The 15,241-nt window shown below is 66.1% G+C and carries 14 protein-coding genes; 5 read left to right on the plus strand and 9 right to left on the minus strand.

Features of this window, described 5'->3' with window-relative positions:
• Positions 1 to 34: 34 nt before the first annotated feature.
• The 9 genes from wbpZ to M6E97_RS24380 all read right to left on the minus strand — a co-directional run bounded on the left by wbpZ (position 35) and on the right by M6E97_RS24380 (position 9,454).
• Positions 35 to 1,180 carry a D-rhamnosyltransferase WbpZ gene (wbpZ, locus tag M6E97_RS24340; protein WP_023119171.1) on the minus strand — a complete coding sequence of 382 codons (1,146 nt, stop codon included), beginning with the start codon at positions 1,178 to 1,180 and terminating at the stop codon, positions 35 to 37.
• Positions 1,181 to 2,308: a glycosyltransferase family 4 protein gene (locus M6E97_RS24345; RefSeq protein ID WP_031686820.1), complete on the minus strand. Its 1,128-nt coding sequence runs from the start codon at positions 2,306 to 2,308 to the stop codon at positions 1,181 to 1,183.
• Positions 2,292 to 3,674: a glycosyltransferase family 4 protein gene (locus M6E97_RS24350; RefSeq protein WP_003096882.1), complete on the minus strand. Its 1,383-nt coding sequence runs from the start codon at positions 3,672 to 3,674 to the stop codon at positions 2,292 to 2,294. Before M6E97_RS24350 ends, M6E97_RS24345 begins: the two co-directional genes overlap by 17 nt.
• On the minus strand, positions 3,671 to 4,936 hold the full coding sequence (locus M6E97_RS24355; RefSeq protein WP_033938235.1) for an ABC transporter ATP-binding protein: 1,266 nt from the start codon (positions 4,934 to 4,936) through the stop codon (positions 3,671 to 3,673). Before M6E97_RS24355 ends, M6E97_RS24350 begins: the two co-directional genes overlap by 4 nt.
• Positions 4,936 to 5,733 carry an ABC transporter permease gene (locus M6E97_RS24360; protein ID WP_003096887.1) on the minus strand — a complete coding sequence of 266 codons (798 nt, stop codon included), beginning with the start codon at positions 5,731 to 5,733 and terminating at the stop codon, positions 4,936 to 4,938. The genes M6E97_RS24355 and M6E97_RS24360 overlap by 1 nt, the downstream gene beginning before the upstream one ends.
• A complete protein-coding gene (locus M6E97_RS24365; RefSeq protein ID WP_003096889.1) occupies positions 5,733 to 7,172 on the minus strand; it encodes a mannose-1-phosphate guanylyltransferase/mannose-6-phosphate isomerase in 1,440 nt (479 codons plus the stop codon). Before M6E97_RS24365 ends, M6E97_RS24360 begins: the two co-directional genes overlap by 1 nt.
• 3 nt (positions 7,173 to 7,175) lie before the next feature.
• Positions 7,176 to 8,147: a GDP-mannose 4,6-dehydratase gene (gene gmd / locus M6E97_RS24370; RefSeq protein WP_003096890.1), complete on the minus strand. Its 972-nt coding sequence runs from the start codon at positions 8,145 to 8,147 to the stop codon at positions 7,176 to 7,178.
• Positions 8,144 to 9,058, minus strand: coding sequence for a GDP-6-deoxy-D-mannose reductase (rmd, locus tag M6E97_RS24375; protein ID WP_003096892.1), 915 nt, complete (start codon positions 9,056 to 9,058; stop codon positions 8,144 to 8,146). The genes gmd and rmd overlap by 4 nt, the downstream gene beginning before the upstream one ends.
• Positions 9,059 to 9,217: 159 nt before the next feature.
• Positions 9,218 to 9,454 carry a hypothetical protein gene (locus tag M6E97_RS24380; protein ID WP_003096896.1) on the minus strand — a complete coding sequence of 79 codons (237 nt, stop codon included), beginning with the start codon at positions 9,452 to 9,454 and terminating at the stop codon, positions 9,218 to 9,220.
• 11 nt (positions 9,455 to 9,465) lie between these two features.
• On the opposite strand from M6E97_RS24380, the gene M6E97_RS24385 reads away from it, so the two are divergent.
• From M6E97_RS24385 to M6E97_RS24405, 5 genes are read left to right on the plus strand one after another with little or no spacing between them, the layout of a single operon-like run.
• Entirely contained in the window at positions 9,466 to 11,094 is a 1,629-nt protein-coding gene (locus M6E97_RS24385) for a glycosyltransferase (protein ID WP_033938236.1), read from the plus strand.
• A complete protein-coding gene (locus M6E97_RS24390) occupies positions 11,088 to 12,389 on the plus strand; it encodes a glycosyltransferase (RefSeq protein WP_033938237.1) in 1,302 nt (433 codons plus the stop codon). The genes M6E97_RS24385 and M6E97_RS24390 overlap by 7 nt, the downstream gene beginning before the upstream one ends.
• Positions 12,386 to 13,249 carry a class I SAM-dependent methyltransferase gene (locus tag M6E97_RS24395; RefSeq protein WP_003110359.1) on the plus strand — a complete coding sequence of 288 codons (864 nt, stop codon included), beginning with the start codon at positions 12,386 to 12,388 and terminating at the stop codon, positions 13,247 to 13,249. Before M6E97_RS24390 ends, M6E97_RS24395 begins: the two co-directional genes overlap by 4 nt.
• On the plus strand, positions 13,246 to 14,388 hold the full coding sequence (locus M6E97_RS24400; protein ID WP_033938238.1) for an acyltransferase family protein: 1,143 nt from the start codon (positions 13,246 to 13,248) through the stop codon (positions 14,386 to 14,388). The genes M6E97_RS24395 and M6E97_RS24400 overlap by 4 nt, the downstream gene beginning before the upstream one ends.
• On the plus strand, positions 14,382 to 15,218 hold the full coding sequence (locus M6E97_RS24405) for a class I SAM-dependent methyltransferase (protein WP_023436440.1): 837 nt from the start codon (positions 14,382 to 14,384) through the stop codon (positions 15,216 to 15,218). Before M6E97_RS24400 ends, M6E97_RS24405 begins: the two co-directional genes overlap by 7 nt.
• Positions 15,219 to 15,241 lie beyond the last annotated feature (23 nt).

Raw genomic sequence — 15,241 nt, forward strand, 5'->3', positions numbered from 1 at the left:
TCGACCCAGCCTGAACTGTACCGTAGGCCGCTCCTTACCGAGCGGCCTTCACGTATCTGGAAGAAGCCTTTTCCTCCAGCAGTTCACGGTACAGCTCGCTCCAGCGACGCCCCATCTCTTCGGCGGTGAACAGTTGCCGATAGCGGGCCTCCGCGTTCCTGCCCATTTCCTCCGCCTGCTGCGGATGCTCCCAGAGCCAGCGCATCGCTTGGCGAAACGCGGCCGGCTGGCTGGGCGGCACGACCAGGCCGGTCTCGCCATGGATATTGATGTAGCTGGTGCCGGTGCCGATCTCGCTGGAGATCATCGGCTTGCCGTACATCGCGCCCTCCAGCAGGGAAATGCCGAACGCCTCGGAACGCAGGTGCGACGGAAAGACCATGGCGTAGCTGAGTTGCAGCAGGGCGACCTTGTCCTCGTCGTCCACCCGCCCGAGGAAGTGCACGTTGCGCAACCCCAGCGCCGCGGCCTGGGCATACAGCTCGGCCTGCAACGGCCCGGCACCGACGATCACCACCGGGTAATCGGTGCCCTGCAACGCATCCAGCAGGATATGCAGGCCCTTGTAGTAGCGCATCACCCCGACGAACAGGAAGAACCGCGGCCCGAGTTTCTCTCGCCAGTGCTCCAGACGCTGTGCCGCAGGCTTCGGGTAGCCGTCCTTGTCCAGGCCGTAGGTGATCACCCGGGTCTTTTCCCGGTACTGGCGGAGCACGTCGCTGGTACTGAAGTAGTTGGGCGAGGCTGCGACGATGCGATCCACGCTGTGGAGGAAACGACTCATCAGCGGCCGGTACAGTTTCAACAGGACGCGCTGGCGGATGATGTCCGAATGGTAGGTGACCACGCTCGGCTTGTTCATACCGGTGAGGAAATGCACCAGGTCCATGAACGGCCAGGGGAAGTGGTAGTTGACCACGTCCGCCTCCGCCGCCAGCTCGCGGAACTGCTTGAACACGCTCAGGGAAAAACCGGTGGAGGCGAGCTGCAGGTCGAGCCTGGCGCGATGCACCACATGTCCGCCGAAGGGCACGACAGGCGGATGCGGGTCGCTGCTCAGGGTCAGGACGTGGTTGTCGATCCCCCACGACCCGCTGCTCTCGCAAAGCTGGAAGATCACCTGTTCGATCCCGCCTACCGTCTCGCTCAGGTAGGTCTTGTAGAAGTGCAGTACCCGCATTCAGCCCTCCACGGCACGACGATAGGCTGCAGCGGTGAGATTCGCGCAACGCTTCCAGGAAAACTGCTCCGCCCGTCGCAGGCCGGCTTCCCGGCAGCACTCCCAGTAGACGGTATCCTCGGTCATGCGGACCAGCATGTCAGATAGCCCATTGGCATCATCCGGGTCAATATAGCTGCCCGCCTCGCCGGCCACCTCCGGCATTGCGGAGAGTCGCGTGAGCAATACCGGCGTGCCGCTGGCCATGGCTTCCAGCACAGGCAGGCCGAAGCCTTCGTAGATCGAGGGGAAGACCAGCGCCCGAGCGCCCGACATCAACTCGGCGACCCGCTCGTCCGGCAGGTAGCCGAGCAGCCGCACCGTCCCCGAAGCCAGCGCCTGGCGCAGTTCGTCGTCAAGCGAGCGACTTTCCCATCCCGGCATGCCGACGATCATCAGCGGAAAACGCTGGCGGACCGCCGCCGGCAGTTGCCCATGGGCGCGCAGGGCCAGCGACAGGTTCTTGCGCGGTTCGAGGGTTCCTACGCAGAGGAAGTACCCGCGCGGCACCAGGCCATGCGCGCGCAAGGGCTCGCGCAGGGACTCCCGGTCTCGCGGACGGAACCGCGCGGCATGGCCGAGGGGCGCCACCACGAAGCGCTCGTGCGGCAGGCCGAAATACGCCTGCGCCTCGTCGGCGATCGCCTGCGAGTCGGTCAGGATCAACCGCGCCTTTTCCATCCCGCGCGCCAGCCGGCGTTCTATTTCGCGCAAGCGGGCGGCGGGTTGCGTCGCCGGATAATGCAGGTGGGTCAGGTCGTGCAGGGTCATCAGCATCGGCCCGTCAAAGTCCAGCGGCCAGAGACTGGGCTCATGGTAGAGATCGACCGGCGGCCGACCGCTATCGAAACGCCGCTGCTCCAGCCAGCGTCGTGCCCGGTAGGCTCCGGGCAGGTTGCGCAGCCAGGGCGACAGACGCGAATAGCCGGGCAGCGCCGCCGCCGGCAGGTCGCCGCTCCAGCCCCAGCCATGGAACAGGGAAAACTCGAAGTCCGCGTGCGCCTGCAACGCGCCCAGCAACTCGACCAGGTAATGCCCGATGCCGGTCCGCGGCGCCTGGAGAATCCGCGCGTTAACCGCAATCCGCATGTACTGCCTCGCCATGCGCCGGGGCCTTGCCGAGGGCGAGCAGGATCCGCGCGATCAGTTGCCGACTCGCCTCGTGCCAGCCGATCCAGCGCCATTCGCCGACCGGTCGCTCGGCCGGGAACTCGCCCGTGGCTTCGAAGCGGGTGACCAGGTTCGCCAGGGTCTGCGGATCGGCAAGGTCGAAGTAGGCCATGAATTCGCCGCCGATCTCGCGGAACACCGGGATGTCGCTGCCCATCGCCGGCAGGCCGCGCTGCATGGCCTCCACCAGCGGCAGGCCGAAACCTTCCACATAGGACGGGAAGACCAGCGATGCGGCATGGGAGTATGCGTACTCCAGGCTCTTGTCGGAGAGGTCGTTGAACATGAACAGGCGCTTGTTCAGCTCCGGATGCTGCCGCACCCGTTCCACCAGCGCCTCGCACTTCCAGCCGATGCGTCCGGCGATGCACAACCGCGCCTGCGAACCCTGGGCCCAGGCACGCTCGAAGGCATCCAGCAGGTAACCGTGGTTCTTCCGCGGCTCGATGGTGCTGACCATCAGGAATACCGGCGCCTTGGCCTTGAACATGCGCAGCAGGTCGGGCTCGACGGAGGCGCCGTCCTCCACCAGGTCCAGCTCCGAACCCAGGTGGAAATAATCGAACCAGCGTTGCGCGACCTTCTCCGGGCCGATGCGCCGCAGCATCTCCGCGCGCACTTCGTCGCGGATGGTCTCGGAAATCGCGACGTAGCCGTCGGCGGTGGCCGCGATCCAGTCGAACCAGTGGTTGAACACCTTGACCAGTCCGGCATCGCAGAATTGCGGATGGGTCAGGGGAATCAGGTCGTAGATCACCGAGACGATGCCCACGCCCTCGCTCTTGAGGCGTTCCGCCAGCGGGAAGAAATCGGCGTGCCAGGAGGAGTCCAGCAAGACCAGTTGGTCGCCGGCCCGATGTTCGAGCGGGGTCGCGCGCACGGGTGCAGGCTGCTGCTTGCCGAGGATGCGGTCGAGCAGGCGCAGCGGAATGCTGAGGAAGGCGAAGGCGAACAGGCGGCAGGCTACATAGAGAAGGCGCCGGGCCCACGGCGAGGAACGGAACGGGCGGCGCTTTTCCAGGGTGCGCTGGCCCAGCCAGAAGTAGTTGGCGGCTCGCTCCACCAGGATGCGCAGGCGTACCAGCGGCGAATGCGGCCGTGGGTCCAGCGGCGCCAGGCTGTGGACCTGATACAGGGTGCCGTCGAGCATTGCCACCGGGATGCACTCCACCGTCTCGTCGGCTTCCGGCAACTCGCGGATGACGTTGCGCACCACCCGCTGAATACCGGAATTGACCTTGGGATGCTCGAACACATAGGTGCATTCGACCAACAGACGCGTCATGGAGTGCTCTCCGCGGAAGTGGGGTCCAGAGCCGCCTCGCCGGAGCGGCTGATATGGGTTTCGGCGCCCAGCCAGGAGCAACCGACGAAGTCTTCCTGGCGATTGTTGATGACATGGAAGACCAGGCCGTAGTCGCGCCATTCGAAGTTGCGGTCCAGGTGCGAGTCCAGCCGCGACAGGCTCAGCGCCACCGAGTAGTGCCCCTTGCCCAGGCGCATGTCGAAGGCGAAGCGGTAGGTGATGCGCTCGCCGGCCTTCAGGTCGGTGAGGGCCTTGTCCAGGCGGTGGGTATTGATCCCGTACATCGGCTGGCCGAGGCGGTCCTTGATCATGAAGCCGAGGATCAGCCGCTCGATGTCCTGGCGAACCTCGACCTCGACTTCCAGCGTCACCGCCTGGCCTACCTCGACCACCTCCAGCGCGCGCTGCCGCTGGTCGACCATCCGTACGTCGAGGATCGCTGCCTCGCCAGTGCCGGAAATCGTTCGCACCTGGCCGTCGGCGAGCATTTCCTGGCGCACGGTCTGCCCCTCGCGCTCGGCGAGCAGGGCGTTGTAGTAGTCCATCACTTCTTCCGGCCGCCCGCGCATGGCCATCCGTCCCTGCTCCAGGAGGATCGCGGAGTCGCAGATGGACTGGATCGCCGAGCGGTCGTGGGAAACGATCAGCAGGGTGGTGCCGGCCTTGCGGAAACTGCGGATGCGCTCGAAGCTCTTGTGCTGGAAATAGGCATCGCCAACCGACAGGGCCTCGTCGACGATCAGGATGTCCGGCCGCCGGGCAGTCGCCACGCTGAACGCCAGGCGCATCTGCATGCCGCTGGAGTAGGTGCGCACCGGTTGCTCGATGGCCTCGCCGATTTCGGCGAAGGCCTCGATCTCCGGCATCAGCGCCTGGATTTCCTCGACCTGCATGCCCAGCAATTGCCCGGCCATGAAGACGTTCTGCCGGCCGGTGAAGTCCGGGTGGAAGCCCATGCCCAGCTCGAGCAGCGCGGCGACCCGGCCGGCCACGCGGATCTCGCCGCAGGTCGGCTGGGTGGTGCCGGCGATCATCTTCAGCAAGGTGCTCTTGCCGGCGCCGTTGATCCCGACGATGCCGACCGCTTCGCCCGGCTCGATGGTGAACTCGACCTCGCGCAGGATCCAGTGCAGGTGGTGGCGCGGAGGGCTGAAAGGCACCAGCCATTCGAACAACCGGCTCCAGCGATTGGGATACTGTTTGTAGGCCTTGCCGAGGCCGGATACGCGTATCTGTCCCATCAGAGTTCATCCACCATTTCGCCGACCCGCTGGCGGAACAGACGCAGGCCGAGCGCGCACAGCAGCAGCGCCAGCAGGGTGATCGGCAGCAATGAAGGCCAGTCCGGCCATTGCCCGTGGAGGAACAGCTGCTGGTAGCTGCGCATCAGCGCGGTCATCGGGTTGAGTTCGATCAGCGAGCGGATACCCTCGGGCAGGATGCCGATCGGATAGACGATCGGCGTCAGCCAGAACCAGAACTGCAGGCAGATGCCGAACAACTGGCCGACGTCGCGGAAGAACACGTTGAGCACCCCGAGGATCATCCCCAGTCCCGCCGCGAACAGCACCTGGATCGCCAGCAGCGGCACCAGCGCGAGCAATGCCGCGCCCGGCAGGCGCCCGCTGAGTGCGAGAAAGCCGAGGAACAAGGCGAGGATGATGGCGAAATTGACCCCGGCGTTGAGCAGTACGATGACCGGCAGGCAGATGCGCGGGAAGCTGATCTTCTTCAGCAGGTTGGCGTTCTCGATGAACATGCTCTGGCTGCGCGAGGTGATTTCCGCGAACAGGCCCCAGGTCAGCAGGCCGGCGCAGAGATAGACGCTGTAGGCCAGGCCGTCGTCGACCCCCGGCAGGCGCGCGCGCATCACCTGGGAGAAGATCACCGTGTAGACGACGATCATCGACAGCGGATTGAGCACCGTCCACAACGCGCCGAACAGCGATCCGCGGTAGCGCGACTGGAACTCGCGCTTGACGCTGCCGAGAACGAAGCCACGATAGCCCCACAAGGAACGAGACAAGCCAAGAAGCATCAGACCACCCTGCCGTACTGGTCCTCGAAGCGGACGATGTCGTCCTCTCCCAGGTATTCGCCGCTCTGCACCTCGATCATCACCAGGTCGATGACCCCCGGGTTTTCCAGGCGATGCCGGTGGCCCGCGGGAATGTAGGTCGACTCGTTGCTGTTGACCAGCCGCGCGCCATCGCCATTGGTGACCCTGGCCATGCCTTGCACCACGATCCAGTGCTCGCTGCGGTGATGGTGCATCTGCAGCGACAAGCGCTCTCCGGGCCTGACCACGATTCGCTTGATCTTGAAGCGCGGCCCTTCCTCGAGGACGGTATAGCTGCCCCAGGGACGGTTGACGGTCCGGTGCAGCCGATAGGCCTCGTGCCGCTCGTCCTTCAACCGCTGCACCACCCTGCGCACCTCCTGGACCCGGTCGGCGCGGGCGATCAGCAGCGCATCGGAAGTATCCACCACGACCAGGTCGTCGACCCCGACCGTGGCGACCAGGCGCCCGTCGCTCTGCACGAAGGTGTTACGGGTGTCGACGAACAGGGTGTCGCCGCTGCCGCGATTGCCCTCTGCGTCCGCGTCGAGCAGCGCGCTCATCGCGCCCCAGGAACCGATATCGCTCCAGTCGAAGGCCGCCGGCACCACGGCGACCCGCGCGGAGCGCTCCATCAGCGCATAGTCGATGGAAATGTCCGGCAGCGCGGCGAAGGCTTCGCCCGCCAGCTCATGCTGGATGCCATCGGCCATCTTCACCGCCGCACTGGCGGCCAGGCAGGCCCTGGCCTGCTCCAGCAGGGCCGGGGCATGCTGCGCCAGCTCGTCGACCAGGGTCGAGGCCGTGAAACAGAACATCCCGGAATTCCACAGGAAACCGCCACTTTCCACGTAGCGACGGGCGGTTTCCTCATCGGGTTTCTCGACGAAGCGGCGCACCTTGGCCGCCCCCTGCTCGTCCAGCCGGTCGCCCAGCTCGATATAGCCGAAACCGGTTTCCGCTGCGTCCGGCACCACGCCGAAGGTAACCAGGTGCCCGGCGACGGCGAGACGCGCGGCATGCCCCACCGCCTCGCGGAAGGCCTCCTCGTTGCGGATCAGGTGATCCGCCGGCATCACCACCAGTACCGCCGCGTCACCATGTTCGGCTTGCAGCGCCAGGGCGGCGACGGCAATCGCCGGAGCGGTGTTGCGCCCGGTCGGTTCGAGGATGAAATGTCCCCGGTGCCGCCCCAGGCGGGCCGCCTGGAACTGGTCCTTGCTCTGGAAGTAATGCTCGCGGTTGGTCACCGTGACGATTTCGCCATGCCCGGCCAGGAGCCCGGCGGCACGTCGGTAGGTCTTGCCCAGCAGGGTCTGGCCATCGGGCAGGCGCATGAACGGCTTCGGCTGTCCTTCACGCGACACCGGCCAAAGGCGGGTACCGGCGCCGCCGGAAAGCACCACGGGAATCAGCATGGCTTACTCCCGGGAAACGCGTCGCAGGTCCGCCTCGACCATCATCCGGATCAGCTCGTCCAGGCTGGTCCTGGGCTTCCAGCCGAGCACACGCTGGGCCTTGGCCGGATTACCCAGCAGCACGTCGACCTCGGCGGGCCGGAAGAACGCCGGGTCGATCTTGAGGAAGTCGCGGTAGTCCAGACCCACATGCTCGAAAGCGATCTGGCACATGTCGCGCACGGTGGTAGTGACACCGGTGGCCACCACGTAGTCGTCGGCCTTGTCCTGCTGCAACATCAGCCACATGGCTTCGACGTAGTCCCCGGCAAAGCCCCAGTCGCGCTTGGCGTCGACGTTGCCCAGGCGCAATTCCTGCTGCTTGCCGAGCTTGATGCGGGCCACCGCGTCGGTAACCTTGCGCGTGACGAACTCGATGCCGCGCAGCGGCGACTCGTGGTTGAACAGGATGCCGCTGGAGGCATGCAGGCCGAAGCTCTCGCGATAGTTGACGGTGATCCAGTGGCCATAGAGCTTGGCCACGCCGTAGGGGCTGCGCGGGTAGAACGGCGTGTTCTCGTCCTGGCGCTCGGCCTGGATCAGGCCGAACATCTCGCTGGTGGAAGCCTGGTAGAAGCGCGTTTCCGGGCTGAACTGGCGGATCGCCTCGAGCAGGTGGGTCACGCCCAGGCCGTCGACGACGCCGGTGGTCACCGGCTGGTTCCAGGAAGCCCCGACGAAGCTCTGTGCCGCCAGGTTGTAGACCTCCTGCGGCTGCGCCTTGATCACCGCGCGCTGCACCGAACAGGCATCGGCCATGTCGCCGTCCTCGTACTGGATATCGCCTTCGATCCCCAGTTCGCGCAGGCGCCAGCGCGTGTCGCTGCTGCGCCGCGCCACCAGGCCGTGGACCCGGTAGCCCTTCTCCAGCAGCAGCTTGGCCAGGTACGCTCCATCCTGACCGGTGATCCCAGTTACCAGTGCACTTCTTGTCATTCTTCTCGTACCCGTGACTCCCAGTCGGACAGGATCGCCCGCAGGGACTGTTTTATGGTTATTTCAGGCTTCCAGCCCGTGGCGTCGTGCAGTCGCGCATGGCTGCCGCGAACCCGACGCTGTTCCGCCCGGCGCATCCGGGCAGGGTCCTGAACGATTTCCAGCTCGACCTGGGCGATGTCCGCCAGCAGTTCGATCAGCTCGCGAATCTTCTGCTCCTGCCCGGAACAGACGTTATAGACGGCGCCCGCCTCGCCGTGGGAGAGCAGGCGCAGATAGGCTGACAGCACGTCCTGGACATCGAGGAAATCACGGCTGACGTCGATGTCCCCCACTTCCAGCCGATTGGCCTGCAAGCCTTGCTTCATCCGGGCGATCTGCCGCGCGGCGCTGGCGATCACGAAGCTGTCCTTCTGCCCCGGCCCGATATGGTTGAACGGCCGCGCCACCAGCACCCGCCAGCCTTCGGTGATACCCCACTGCAGGCACAGCGACTCGGCCGCCAGCTTGCTGACCGCATAGGGATTGCGCGGGTGGGGGATGAGTTCCTCGTGGATCGGCAACGCCGCCTCGGCCACCTGGCCGTAGACGTCGCCGGAGCTGATGTACAGGAAGGTACCGGAGAAGCCCCGCGCCTTAAGCGCCTGGAGCAGGTTCAGGGTGCCAAGGAGGTTGATCTGCAGGGTCCGCGCAGGATCGCGGAAGGCCTCCGGCACATAGGTCTGCCCGGCCAGGTGGATGACCGCATCCGGCAGCTCCGGCCAGAGGTCGCCCAGCGAATCCGGCTCCAGCAGATCGTAACGATGCGGTACGGGAAGGAGCGCCCACGGCGTGTGGGCCGCTGCCAGATAAGCTTGAAGATGCTTGCCTACGAAACCGGAGAGCCCGGTGACGAACAGACGCTGAGTCAAGGAAGCGGGCCTTTTATCTGATGCTACGCTCGGCGACGCTCTTCCTAGGAATACGACGTTCCAGAGGTCATGCCGGATAGCGTGTTGTTCTGATTATCGCGCTCCAATCTGTGCCAAGAATGCGCCAATTTCAACCGCTTATTCGTGACCGGTAGGTTCTCACTCGAACGGCATGACGTTTTCTCCGTCAGCCTTCACGTTTTTGCGAAAGGTATGTTTAGAATGCCTCTCGATTTCGTGCTTGACTGCCTCCTGTTCTGTTGATCGAACAGGTCGCGGCTGCGATAACAGAACAAGAACACGATGGGTCGACCAGTCCGCCGGGAAGGCTTCCGGACAACGAAGCAGCGCCTGGCCTCGCTCATCACCACCAAGCTGTCGAACGGGCAGTTTCATCACGAGATGCCATGAATTTCATCCTTTACTCGGATATCAACGAGCGCTCGATCGGCCACAACCTCGGTCGCCCCGAATACAGCTACTACTTCGTCCTCAAGGCCTACCGGCCAATCCTCGAATCGCTGGGACAGGTCCACCTGGTACAGAGCACGGACGAAGTCGACCCGCTCTATCGGCAACTGCATGAACAGGGCGAAGACTGCCTGTTCCTCTCCTTCACCCCGCCGCACAAGGCGGCGCGGGGCCTGCAATGCCCGATGCTGTGCGTGGTCGCCTGGGAGTTCGAGTCGATTCCCGACGTGGCGTGGGACGGCGATCCGGCGCAGGACTGGAGCCAGGTCCTGGCCGGCCATGGCGCAGCCATCACCCTCTCCGAGCAGACTGCCCACGCGGTTCGCCGGGTGCTGGGCGAAGATTTTCCGGTACTGGCGCTGCCGACGCCGATCTGGGAGGAGTTCGCCGCGATCCGCCAGCAAGGCGAGCGGAATCCGGTCAAGTCCGGCGAGACCCTGCAACTCAAGGGCTGCGTCATCGACAGCCGCCTGCTGGGCCTTTCCGCCGACGGCCTCATCGCACCTATCATGGAAGAGACCGAGGACGAGATCCTCGAGGTCCTCCCCGAGACGCCCGCCGAGCCCGAGCCCGAACCGGTCCCTGAGCCAGAACCAGAGCCAGAGCCGGTTCCTCTCGACTGGAGGCGCCGACTGGTCATCAGCAAGCACTACCTGCTGCTGTGGTACCGGGAAGCCGTCAGCGACCTGGTACCCATGCCGGTACGCCGCTGGCTGTTCCGTCACCTGCGCCGGCCGCTGCCGCCCCCGCCAACGGCGCTGGAAACGCTGCCGGAACCATTGCCCCAGGCCACCGAGCCGATGCCGCCCGCCGAGCCCGAGCATCCGCCGGCGCTGCTGCCGGACGTCGACCAGCACCAGCAGGTCGTCGTGGACGGGGTGGTCTACGTCTCGGTGTTCAATCCGCTGGACGGGCGCAAGAACTGGCATCAGCTGATCACCGCCTTCTGCTGGGCATTCCGCGACACCAGCGATGCCACGCTGGTGCTGAAGATGACCCAGAGCGACCTGACGACCTACCACGTCGAACTGCTCACCCTGCTTTCCCAACTGTCACCGTTCGCCTGCCGGGTCATCGCCTTGCACGGCTATCTCGATGCCGCGGAGTACGCCCGTCTGTACGGTGCCGCCAGCTACTACGTGAACGCCTCGCGCTGCGAGGGCCTGTGCCTGCCGCTGATGGAATTCATGTCCTGCGGCACCCCGGCGATCGCTCCGGACCATTCGGCGATGGCCGACTACATGGACGCCCAGGTGGGCTTCGTGGTCCGCTCCAGCCAGGAGCCCGCGGCCTGGCCGCAGGATTCGCGCCGGTTGTACAGCACCCGGCGCTACCGGCCGAGCTGGGAGTCCCTGAAGGAGGCCTACCTGGAGAGCTACCGGGTGGCCCGGGAACAGCCGGAGCGCTATCGGCAGCTGTCCGCCGCGGCCAACCAACGCATGCGCGGCTACTGCGCCGGCGACGTGGTCCGCCAGCGCCTGGAACCCTTCCTTTCCGCCCGCAAGGCAACCCCTGCGCCCGGCGTCGAACTGGCGGCCACCGCCACAGGCAACGTTCCATGCTGATCATCATCCACTCCGAGACCAACAAGACCACCATCCGGCAGAACCTCGGGCGCCCGGAGTACAGCTATTACTTCGTCCTCAAGGAATTCCGTCCGCTGCTGGAAGAGATCGGCCAGGTGGTCGAAGTCAGCGATCCCGACGAACTGGTGGACCGCCTCTACCACGACTGCCGCAAGCGCGGCGAACCCTGCGTCTTCCTCTCCTTCTCGCCGCCCCATCGCACGCCGATCCACCATGCCTGCCCAACCATCCCGGTGTTCGCCTGGGAGTTCAGCACCCTGCCCAGCGAAACCTGGCATGGCGAACCGCGCCACGACTGGCGACACGTGCTGCGCCACAGCGGACGGGCCATCACCCACTCCAGCTTCACGGTCGACGTGGTGCGCGCCACCATGGGTCGCGACTACCCGGTACTGAGCGTGCCGGCGCCGGTCTGGGATCGCTTCGCCAACCGCGCCTCGCAGCAGGCGGGCCGTCCCGAAGCCCGGGATGTGCGCCTGCACCTGGACGGCCTGCTGGTGGACAGCCGCCAGTTGGACCTGGCCGTCCATGCCGACCCCGAGCCGTCGGCGGAGGTCCTGGCCCTGCCGGACCGCGCGGCGAAACAGGTCGAGCTGAGCCTCGACGGGGTCATCTACACCTCGGTGTTCAACCCCTACGACGGGCGCAAGAACTGGCAGGACATGATCAGCGCGTTCTGCGCCACCTTCCGCGACGAGCCCGACGCCACCCTGGTGCTGAAACTGACCCACCACAACGTCGGCGAAGCGCTGGCCGACATGCTTCACCATCTGTACAAGAACCAGTCCTACCGCTGCCGCATCGTGCTGATCCACGGCTACCTCGCCGACCCGGACTACGAACGGCTGGTCGAGGCCACCAGCTACGTGGTGAACACCTCCTACGGCGAAGGCCAATGCCTGCCGCTGATGGAATTCATGTCCAGCGGCAAGCCGGCCGTGGCTCCGCGCAATACCGCGATGATCGACTACATCGACGCCGACAACGCCTTCATCGTCGACTCCTCGGAAGAAGCCACCGCCTGGCCCCACGACCCGCGCGCGGCCTACCGCACGCTGCGCTACATCACCGACTGGGAGTCGCTGTGCCGGGCCTACCGGGCCAGTTTCGAGGTCGCTCGCCAGGAACCGGAGCGCTACGCACGCATGTCCGCGCATGCCAGCGCCAGCCTCGAACGCTTCTGCAGCCGCAAGCTGGCCGTGGAGCGCCTGCGTCGCTTCCTCGAAGAAGCGGCACAAGGCGACCCCGCCGCCTTGCAAAGCATCCCGGCATGATCCGCGCCCTGCTCCAACGCTGGCGTTCCCGTCCCGCTGCGGCGAGCGAACCGGTGTCGCCACGCATGTGCGGTCTGCGCGATGCGGTGCTGGATGGCTGGTTCCGCAGCGAAACCGGCGAACTGCTCGCCGGCTTCGCCATCGGCGCCCAGGACACCCTGCTCGATCTCGGCTGCGGCGAAGGCGTCGCCACCCTCTTCGCCGCCCGCCAGGGCGCTTCGGTGATCTTCACCGACAGCGAGGAAGACAAGGTGCGGAGCCTGGCGCAGCAGGTCGAGGCAGTGGCCCGGCGGCCCTTCACCGGCCTGGTCAGCGACAGCGACCCGCTGCCGCTGCGCGACGCCTGCGCCGACAAGCTGGTGTGCATGGAAGTGCTCGAACACGTGGCCAACCCAGCGCGGGTGATGGCCGAACTCGTGCGTCTCGGGCGCCCTGGCGCGCAGTACCTGCTGAGCGTGCCGGACCCGGTCGGCGAACACCTGCAGCAGGGCATCGCCCCGGCCGACTACTTCCGGGCGCCCAACCACATCCACATCTTCTCCCGCGACGACTTCGCGCGCCTGGTGCAGGACGCCGGGCTGGTCATCGAGCACCGCCAGGCCAGCGGCTTCTTCTGGGTGATGGGCATGATCTTCTTCTGGGCCAGCGAACGGGCCGCCGGCCGTGAGCTCGGCGGCGCCGTCCGCGACCGTATCCAACCGCCCTACCCGGCGCTGATGGAAGACTGGGCACGGCTCTGGGAAAACCTCCTGGCCCGTCCCGACGGCCTGGAGATCAAGCACCTGCTCGACCATTTCATGCCCAAGAGCCAGGTGATCATCGCGCGCAAGCCGCTCGACCCCGGACCGTCGCGGACATGAGCGGCAAACGCATCCTCGACATCGAACTGTTGCGCGGGCTGGCCGTGCTCGGCGTGGTATTCCACCATCTGCACGGCAACCTGTTCAGCGGCTCCCCGGCACTGCTGGACGGCATCAACCAGCGCGTCCAGTTCTGGTGGGGCGTGGACCTGTTCTTCGCCATCTCCGGCTTCGTCATCGCCCGCACCCTCATCCCGCAACTGCGCGAGGCGCCCACACGCCAGGCATTCTGGGAACAGGCGCGGTACTTCTGGATCCGCCGCGCCTTCCGCCTGCTGCCCTCGGCCTGGCTGTGGCTGGCGCTGATCCTGGCCTGTTGCCTGCTGCTGAACCGCTCCGGAGCCTTCGGCAGCCTGTCGGCCAACCTCGCGGCGAGCCTCGCCGGTTTCCTCCAGGTCGCCAACTTCCGCTTCGCCGACAGTTTCTACCGCTACGAATACGGTGCCAGCTTCGTCTACTGGAGCCTTTCCCTGGAGGAACAGTTCTACCTCCTGCTGCCGCTGCTGGTCCTCTGCCTGCGTCGCTACCTGGGCTGGGCCCTGCTGGCGCTGGTGCTGGTTCAGTTCTTCAGCCTGCGCACGCCGCTGCTGATGGTATTGCGCACTGACGCCCTGGCCATCGGCGTACTGCTCGCCCTCGCCTCCCTGCAGCCTGGCTATGCCCGCTGGAACCCCACCCTGCTGGGCCGCGCCTGGAGCGGGCCGTTGCTGCTGGTCGCCGTGGCCGCGGCCCTGGGCGTGCTGGCCAGCGAAGCGTACAGCCTGGTCGCCGTGCGGATCGGCGCCATCGCGCTATTGTGCGGACTGCTGGTGTGGATAGCCTCCTACGACCGCGACTACCTGCTCTCCAACGGGCCGCTGAAGCGCTTGCTGGTCTGGGTCGGCGCGCGTTCCTATGCAATCTACCTGATCCACATCCCGGCGTTCTATCTCAGTCGCGAACTCTGCTTCCGCCTGGGCTGGGACGCCGGCGAGCGGCCCCTGTTGCTGCTCGGCACCAGCCTGGTCCTGATCGTCGTACTCAGCGAGCTCAACTACCGCTTCGTCGAGAGCCCCTGCCGCGACCTGGGCTCCCGCCTGGTCAAGCGCCTGAGCGCCGCCCGCCGCGTCGCCACCACTTCCGGAGCCACCTCATGCTGAACTTCCTCAAGAAGATCGTCTCGCCGCCCAGCCCCGCCACCGAGCCCGTCGCCGTGCCACCCGCCCCCGCGCCGGTCGACCCGTACATGCTCGGGTTGCGCGACGCGGTGCTCAGCGGCTGGTTCAACCAGGAGACCGACGAGCTGTTCAGCGGCTTTCCGATTTCCGCCGAGGACACCGTGCTCGACGTGGGGTGCGGCGACGGCGGCAACGTTCATTTCTGCGCCATGCGCGGCGCTCGCATCATCATCGCCGACATCGACGCGGAAAAGATCGCCAGGACCCGCGAGCGCCTGGCCGATACCCCGGCCCGCGAACTGGAATGCCTGGTCAGCGACTGCGACCCGCTGCCCCTGGCTGACGCCACGGCCACCCGGGTGGTCTCCACCGAGGTCATCGAGCACGTCGACGATCCGCGGCAGTTCCTCGCCGAGCTGGTACGGGTCGGCCAGCCCGGCGCACTCTATCTGCTCAGCGTGCCGCATCCCACGTCGGAAGACCTGCAGAAGGACTTCGCCGCCGACGAATACTTCCGCAAGCCCAACCACATCCGCGTGCTCGGCGAGGAGCAGTTCGCCGCACTGGTGCGCGAAGCCGGGCTGGAAATCCTCAGCCACAGCCGCTACGGCTTCTACTGGTCGCTGTGGATGCTGCTGTTCTGGGAGGCCAAGGTCGATTTCGGCAATCCCGACCATCCCCTCCTCGAACACTGGGCCAGGACCTGGCAGGCGCTGCTCGACTCGCCGCGCGGCCCGGCCATCAAGCAGGCCCTGGACGCCGTGGTCGCCAAGAGCCAGGTGATCATCGCGCGCAAGCCCGCCCAGGCGTAGAGCCACCGGAACAGTTCCGCTAC

The organism is Pseudomonas sp. B111 (genome assembly GCF_026428275.1).
In the GTDB taxonomy this organism is placed as follows: Bacteria; Pseudomonadota; Gammaproteobacteria; order Pseudomonadales; family Pseudomonadaceae; genus Pseudomonas; species Pseudomonas aeruginosa.

Excerpts from the sequence above, each read along its gene's own strand:
- wbpZ (WP_023119171.1), bottom strand. The coding sequence starts at position 1,180 with ATGCGGGTACTGCACTTCTACAAGACCTACCTGAGCGAGACGGTAGGC.
- M6E97_RS24345 (WP_031686820.1), bottom strand. The coding sequence starts at position 2,308 with ATGCGGATTGCGGTTAACGCGCGGATTCTCCAGGCGCCGCGGACCGGC.
- M6E97_RS24350 (WP_003096882.1), bottom strand. The coding sequence starts at position 3,674 with ATGACGCGTCTGTTGGTCGAATGCACCTATGTGTTCGAGCATCCCAAG.
- M6E97_RS24355 (WP_033938235.1), bottom strand. The coding sequence starts at position 4,936 with ATGGGACAGATACGCGTATCCGGCCTCGGCAAGGCCTACAAACAGTAT.
- M6E97_RS24360 (WP_003096887.1), bottom strand. The coding sequence starts at position 5,733 with ATGCTTCTTGGCTTGTCTCGTTCCTTGTGGGGCTATCGTGGCTTCGTT.
- M6E97_RS24365 (WP_003096889.1), bottom strand. The coding sequence starts at position 7,172 with ATGCTGATTCCCGTGGTGCTTTCCGGCGGCGCCGGTACCCGCCTTTGG.
- gmd (WP_003096890.1), bottom strand. The coding sequence starts at position 8,147 with ATGACAAGAAGTGCACTGGTAACTGGGATCACCGGTCAGGATGGAGCG.
- M6E97_RS24380 (WP_003096896.1), bottom strand. The coding sequence starts at position 9,454 with ATGAAACTGCCCGTTCGACAGCTTGGTGGTGATGAGCGAGGCCAGGCG.
- M6E97_RS24385 (WP_033938236.1), top strand. The coding sequence starts at position 9,466 with ATGAATTTCATCCTTTACTCGGATATCAACGAGCGCTCGATCGGCCAC.
- M6E97_RS24390 (WP_033938237.1), top strand. The coding sequence starts at position 11,088 with ATGCTGATCATCATCCACTCCGAGACCAACAAGACCACCATCCGGCAG.
- M6E97_RS24395 (WP_003110359.1), top strand. The coding sequence starts at position 12,386 with ATGATCCGCGCCCTGCTCCAACGCTGGCGTTCCCGTCCCGCTGCGGCG.
- M6E97_RS24400 (WP_033938238.1), top strand. The coding sequence starts at position 13,246 with ATGAGCGGCAAACGCATCCTCGACATCGAACTGTTGCGCGGGCTGGCC.
- M6E97_RS24405 (WP_023436440.1), top strand. The coding sequence starts at position 14,382 with ATGCTGAACTTCCTCAAGAAGATCGTCTCGCCGCCCAGCCCCGCCACC.